Genomic DNA, 6,511 nt, shown 5'->3' with positions numbered 1-6,511 from the left:
TGGTGCCCGGAGGCGGAATCGAACCACCGACACGGGGATTTTCAATCCCCTGCTCTACCGACTGAGCTATCCGGGCAATCAGGGCGCGTATTAAAGCGGCTCGGGCCGGAGGCGTCAAGCCATCAGCGTTTATTTGTTCGCATCGTGAGCAGGAGGCACGTAACCCTCGGCTTTTTCGTAGTTCTCATTGTTCAGAAAACGATCACGTTGTTCATCCAGAAAGCGTTTTGCCTCCGGGTCCATCACGTTCAGGTGTTTTTCGTTGATCAGCATGGTCTGCTCGTGCAGCCACTCCTGCCAGGCCTTGCGCGATACATTGTCGAAGATGTCCTGCCCCTTGGGACCGGGAAAGGGGGGGCGCTCCAGCCCTTCCTGTTCGCTCTGATATTTGCGGCAGAAAACCGTGCGACTCATAACGTCTCCATGGTGCGGAATGGGTATGGCGGGACTATAACATGCTCGTCTGGCGCGGGGTGTCGAGTCGCCCGAGTAGTTTCTTTACCGGGGCGGCCAGCCCCAATTCGCCGGGGGCTGCCGGGTCTACCCAGCGACCGTTGCTGTCCCGGGTGCCGATGACTTGTACCGGGATTTCCAGTGGCGTGATATCCAGGTGGAAGTGGCTGAAGGTATGGCGAAAACCTTGCAGGGCCTGTGGGGCGTCACTGGCGTTAAGCGCCCGCTGGGCAAGCGCCTCGTCGAAAAGATCGATTTCTTCCGTCTGCGGGAAGCACCAGAGGCCGCCCCAGATGCCCGATGAGGGACGGGGTTCCAGCCATACCCGGCCTTGCGCATCCCGCAGGATCAGCATCACGGTGGTGCGCACCGGCAGGGCTTTTTTCGGCTTGCGGCCGGGATAGTCCTGCGGGTTGTCATTGGCATGGGCCTGGCAGTGATTTTGTACCGGGCAGGCGCTGCAGTTAGGAGTGCCGCGGGTGCAGACGGTGGCGCCCAGATCCATCATGGCCTGGGTGTAGTCGGCCAGCCGCTGGTGGGGGGTGTAATGCTCTGCCAGTTCCCAAAGACGGTTTTCCACCGGCTTCTTGCCGGGCCAGCCTTCCACCGCATGCAGCCGCGCCAGTACCCGCTTCACGTTGCCGTCGAGGATGGCGGCGCGGATGCCACGGCTCTGGGCCAGAATGGCGCCGGCGGTGGAGCGGCCGATGCCGGGCAGGCTGGCGACTTCTTCCACGGTGTGGGGGAAGTCGCCAGCGTATTCCTCGACGAGGGTCTGCGCGCACTTGTGCAGGTTACGGGCGCGGGCGTAATAGCCCAGGCCGGTCCACAGGTGGAGCACCTCATCCTGGGCGGCGCTGGCAAGAGCGTGCACATCCGGGAATTTTTCCATGAACCGATGGAAGTATGGAATCACGGTACTCACCTGGGTCTGCTGCAGCATGATTTCCGAGATCCACACCTGATAGGGTGTGCGAGGATGCTGCCAGGGGAGGCTCTGGCGGCCGTGCTGGTCGTACCAGGCAAGGACGGAGTCGCTGAAAGTGGCGGAATCGATGGGGGAAGGGCTGCGCATGCGGCGAGTTGTACCCGGAAACGCGGGGCAGAGCAAGAGCAATGGTTTGGCTGTCAGAGGAGGGAAAGGCCGGAGCGTTTGTTGGTCGCTCCGGCCAGGTACGAACGGGCGTTAATTGAACAGCTTTTTCAGGCCTTCCTTGAGTTGCTTGTCCACTTCTTCCTTTGCCTTTTTCTTGGCCGCGTCCTTGATCACTTCCTCGGCGGTGTCACCTTCGCCTTCAATACCCAGTTTGTCCTTGAGCTTCTGCTGGGCGGCCTTGGCGGCTACCTGTTTGCCGATGTCCTTGAAGCCGGATTTGTCCGGGCCGCACCATTTGGCGGGGCTGCCGCCCAGGTTGCCTTCACAACGCAGTGGCCAGGTGGTGCCCTCCAGGTACTTGGAGGTGCCCAGTTCCGGTGACTGCATGCCGATTTTCAGGTCGAAATCCTGATTGAGAATATTCATCCAGCCGTTGCCGGAGATTTCGCCTTTGCTGAGCACCGCATTGAGGCTGTCCAGATAGGCCACGTTTTTCTCCAGACGGGCCTTGCTGGTCAGATCCACGATCTTGGTGTCTTCGGACAGGGCGCTAGGCAGCTTGCCGGATTCCTGGTTGGGTATCAGGGCAGCCGCCAGGCCCTGGAACTGGCCAAGCATATCGTTCACGCCGCCCACCAGGGTCTGGTAGAGGTTGAGGCCGCGTACAGTGGCATCCGCCAGGGACATGTCGATGGTGCCTTTTGCGGAATCCATCAGCGCTTTTTCGCTGTTGCCGCTGGCGCTGTAGCTACCGTTCATGGCAAAGATGCCTTTTGCCAGGTCATCCTCCAGTGCCAGTTGCACCAGAGGCTGAATCTGCACGCTGGTGACGGTGTTGCTGGCGGTGATCTTCGGGGTCTTGCCGGAGGCATCCAGTTTGCCCTTGGCGGTGAAGTTGCCGCCCAGGGTTTCGCCACTGGCTTCAGTAAGTTGCAGGATGCCGTTGTTGGCTGAGACCGCAAACTTCAGGTTACTGGCGTCGATGGTGTCGTATTTCAGGTTGCCAATGCGCAGTTTGCCATCCATGACCAGCGGGCGCAGTGTGTCTACCGGGATCAGTTCCGAGGTGGACAGGTTGGCGGTGCCGCCTTCCTTGCCCCCGCCGGCTGCTGCAGTGGCGGATTCATCCGAGGACGGCGGCATATAGCCATCCAGAGTGATCTGGTCCAGCGCCAGGTCAAAGACGATCTTGCCACTTTCCAGGCTGGCCAGGCCGGCGCTGCCGCTGAGAGTGCTGCTGTCTAGTGTGATTTTCAGCGGGTTGGCCATGACGCTGCCGGGCTCGCCTGCCAGAGTGGTCTCCATGGCGATGCTGCTGAGCGCCTTGCTGTCGGTGGTCTCGATGGGGGCTTCGCCGATGGCTTCCAGTACCTTGTTGGCGTCAAAGGGGGCCGTGGCCAGTTTGCCGCTGAGTTGCATGTCGCCAGTGAGGGCTGCGATGTCGATGTTGCCGCGGGTTTCGGTGCCGGCGGCGGTAAGCAGCAGGTCCTTGATGGATACAGTGTCCTCGTTGAGGTTCACGTCGAGCTTCTGTTCAAGGTGCACATCCACTGGCATGGTGGTGGCGCCGGCGATGTTGGCGTCCAGGGTCATCGGATCGAGGATGAAGTGGTTGGCATCCAGGTCGGTGGTGAGAGTGGTGTCCAGATTCAGGTCCACACGCATATCGCTCTGGTCCTGATAGCGCAGGGACATCTGTAGCGGGAAGGCCTCGTCCAGATTGACATCCTGGGCGTTAAGGTTGAAATGCTCTACCACGATATCGGTACCGTCGGTGGTGTTGCGATAGCGCACCTTGCCGTCGGTGACTGCGACGCTGGGGATGGTCAGGGGAATATCCAGACTGCTGCTGCCTTCCTCGTCAGCGGCGGTAGTTGCTTCTTCCGGCGTTTCTTGCGCTGCAGTTTGCGGGCCTATTTGTTCCCAGTTGGCGCCATCCGGTCCATCGATCAGATTCACATCCAGGCCTGCCAGCGTGATGCCGTCCATTTCGACCTGGCCGTACAGCAGGGGAAGCACCGCAACACTGACGCTGGCCGCGTCGAGGCCGGCAAACAGCTCTTCTTCATCGCCGATACGAGCCTCGGTGCGGCCCAGGCTTACACCCAGCGATGGCCAGAATTGCCATGCCAGGTCGCCCTGGATATCCAGAGTCAGATTGGCCTGCTCCTTGGCCTGCTTTTCAATTTCCGGTTTGAACTCGTTGGGATCAATCACCTGGGTGATCACAAAAACTGCGATGGCTAATAGCAGAATGATGGCAAAAATTGTGATCAGAAAAATTTTTATCAAGCGTCCCATGGAGCTCTCCTTGCGTGTTGGACGATGGACCCGGATTATACCAGTCGGAAATGACTGACGATAACTTAGCATTGATCGTGTGAGTTTAGGGGAAGGGCCTTTGCAAAAGTTCCAATTTTCAGTGTTGACGCTTCTTCTTGTGTGGTGCGGCTTGGTCACGGCCGCCCAGAGCAGGACGGTGGCACTGGCTGATGCCAAGGATAAAGTGCTGCTGGGCGAATACATGCAGATACTGGAAGATCCGGAAGGAGACTGGACTCTGGATCAGGTGCGCGACCAGTTTGCCAGCCGTTTTCGCAACAGCGAAAGCAGTACCCTGAACTTCGGCTTCACCCGCAGCACTTTCTGGTTACGCATTGCTGTGGATGCTACCGGTGTGGATGGAAGCTGGTTTCTGGTGGAGCGCCATCCGATCCTTGATGAGCTGACTCTTTATGCGCCTGACGGGGATGGCAACTACAGTGCTCTGGAAGTGGGGGATACTCGGTATTTTGGCCAGCGGCCCATGAAGCACAGGGCCTTTGTGTTTGGCCTGGAAACCGACGATCCCGGAGTAAAGGAATATTATCTCAAGGTGCGCGGCAAGGGCGCCCTGAACATGATGCCAGCGCTCTATAGTGCCAAGGGGCTGGTGGAGTTCACATACCTTGAGCAATTGATGCAGGGCCTGTTTTACGGCTCCCTGGTTATCATGCTTGTCTACAACCTGCTTCTCTACCTGTCTCTGCGCGACAATGTGCATCTGCACTTCGTGATGTTCCTGAGCGGGGTGATTTTCTTCAACATCAATGTCAGCGGTTTTGGGTTGCAATACTTGTGGCCGCAAACGCCCAGAATCAACGAATACTTTTGGCTTAGCACCTATGTGATTACATTGGCCCTGGCCCTGTATTCCCGCCAATTTCTGCAACTGGCGCAGCGTTTTCCCCGCTATGATCGGCTGATAAAACATTACCTGATAATGGTTGGCGGCGCCTTTGTGCTGCAGTGGCTCATGGAGCCCCCCTGGACCTACCACCTTTCCACGGCGATTGCGCTGATGACCATCGTGCTATTCAGCTGGCTGGGATGGATGGTCTGGCGGCAAGGGTTTCGGGTGGCACGGCTCTATGTGCTGGCCTGGTCGGTGTTTCTGTTGACTATCTTCCTGTTCGCCATGGGCAATCTTGGGTTGATGCCCTATAGCGTGTTCGTGCCTTATCTGCCGCATTTTGGCGCCCTGTGGGTGGTAGTCATGCTGTCGTTGGCGCTGGGTGACCGGATTCGCTTTCTGGAGACCGAGCGCAAACAGTTGGCCTTTGAAGCGCAACAGAATCTGGAGCGGCATCTGGCCGATATCGAGCAGATGAACCAGGACAAGTCCATGTTCCTGCAGTACATCAGTCACGAGCTGAATACGCCGATCAACTGGATAGGCGCGGCAGACTCTCTGGGCCAGGATTCACAGGGTGACCAGGATGTGGACGTCTGGGCAATGGTGCGCAAGGGGCAGCGGCGGCTGACCGGCATCGTTAGCACATCGCTGCGCTATTTCGATTTGTCGGACCGTAATCAGCCCCCTCCGGTGGGCAGCTGTCAGCCCATGTGGATACTGGATGGGATTTTGCGTGAGCAGGCCGGGAGGATTGAGCAAAGTGGCATCGTTGTACGTAACCGGGTGTCACCGAATCTGCGGGTTAATGCCTGTGAGGGTGAGCTGCAGGAGGTGTTAACCATTGGTCTGGATAACGCCCTGCGTTTCAGTGCCGAAGGCGGCAGTGTGGATCTGTCCAGTGAAGTCGATGTGGCTGGTGGTTACGCAGAGATTTGTATCCGGGACGAAGGCAAGGGCGCCACGGCGGAGCAGCTTGAGCATATTCTTGAGCCGTTTTTTGTGATGGGTTCGCGGCATCACGAGGAAGGCTTTGGTCTGTCGCTGGCCATGGCCCGGGTAATGATTGAGCAGGTGGATGGCCAATTGTGGGCACAAAGCCCGGGCCCCGGGCGGGGCTTTACCCTGCACATCCGCCTGCCACTCTCGGACATGCAGGCGCCGCGGGCGTAAACGGTCCCGCCCAGGTCACGGATCAGCGTGTTGGGTTGCAGTCCCGCGGCAGAGCCAGGATTGCCCCCAGTTGCTGGCCGATCAGGCGCAGGAAGTCCTTGCCCACCCCTCGGCCCCGGGTGGCCGGGTGTACCACCACCCAGTCCAGCTCGGGCCGATCTTCTTCTACCAGCGCCACCGCCACGCGCTTGCCGTTGAAATGGGCTGCAAACAGGCGTTTGTCGCCGGCGGCCACTGCCGCGTCCAGTTTTTCCCGGTATTGCGGGTCATCGCGTAGTACCTGATCGAAGGTGGCGGCCTGTTCCGGCGACAGGGGGTGGGATTCGGCACTGATCGGCATGGAATTGCTCCGCTGGTTAGGCTCTGTCAGGGTGCGTATAATAACCGGCCCACTGCCCTGGGTAACCCCTGGAGATATAGATGAGCAAGCGCAGCGCCACTGTTGAGCGCAACACCCTGGAAACCCAGATCCAGGTCTCCATCAATCTGGATGGCACCGGCCAGTGCAAACTGGATACCGGTCTGCCGTTCCTGGAGCACATGCTGGACCAGGTGGCCCGCCATGGCCTGGTGGATATCGAGATCAAGGCCAAGGGCGATTTGCACATCGATGCCCA

The 6,511-nt window shown here is 59.0% G+C and carries 5 protein-coding genes, 1 tRNA gene and 1 pseudogene; 2 read left to right on the top strand and 5 right to left on the bottom strand.

The window, feature by feature from the left end:
- The 4 genes from HUJ17_RS13565 to HUJ17_RS13550 form a co-directional block, all read right to left on the bottom strand.
- Positions 1-76, bottom strand: a tRNA-Phe gene (locus HUJ17_RS13565).
- Positions 77-129: 53 nt separating this feature from the next.
- Positions 130-414 (bottom strand): oxidative damage protection protein, encoded by a 285-nt coding sequence (locus tag HUJ17_RS13560; RefSeq protein ID WP_290511190.1) that lies wholly within the window; start codon positions 412-414, stop codon positions 130-132.
- Positions 415-448: 34 nt separating this feature from the next.
- Complete coding sequence (gene mutY, locus HUJ17_RS13555) at positions 449-1,528, bottom strand: A/G-specific adenine glycosylase (protein ID WP_290511189.1); 1,080 nt, start codon at positions 1,526-1,528, stop codon at positions 449-451.
- Between the two features lie 111 nt (positions 1,529-1,639).
- Positions 1,640-3,850 (bottom strand): AsmA family protein, encoded by a 2,211-nt coding sequence (locus tag HUJ17_RS13550; RefSeq protein WP_290511188.1) that lies wholly within the window; start codon positions 3,848-3,850, stop codon positions 1,640-1,642.
- A 178-nt stretch (positions 3,851-4,028) separates the two neighbouring features.
- Between HUJ17_RS13550 and HUJ17_RS13545 the strand changes: the two genes are divergently transcribed.
- Complete coding sequence (locus HUJ17_RS13545; protein ID WP_290511187.1) at positions 4,029-5,894, top strand: sensor histidine kinase; 1,866 nt, start codon at positions 4,029-4,031, stop codon at positions 5,892-5,894.
- A 22-nt stretch (positions 5,895-5,916) separates the two neighbouring features.
- Here the strand turns inward: HUJ17_RS13545 and HUJ17_RS13540 are convergent, their stop codons facing one another.
- Entirely contained in the window at positions 5,917-6,234 is a 318-nt protein-coding gene (locus HUJ17_RS13540) for an acetyl-CoA sensor PanZ family protein (RefSeq protein ID WP_290511186.1), read from the bottom strand.
- Positions 6,235-6,314: 80 nt separating this feature from the next.
- On the opposite strand from HUJ17_RS13540, the pseudogene HUJ17_RS13535 reads away from it, so the two are divergent.
- A pseudogene (locus tag HUJ17_RS13535) lies at positions 6,315-6,511 on the top strand (imidazoleglycerol-phosphate dehydratase); the annotation flags it as partial.

The sequence above is a fragment of the Alcanivorax sp. genome (assembly GCF_014762765.1).
Classification (GTDB): domain Bacteria; phylum Pseudomonadota; class Gammaproteobacteria; order Pseudomonadales; family Alcanivoracaceae; genus Alcanivorax.
Note: the sequence above shows the minus strand (reverse complement) of the source record. Positions and strands in the feature narration are given on the sequence as shown.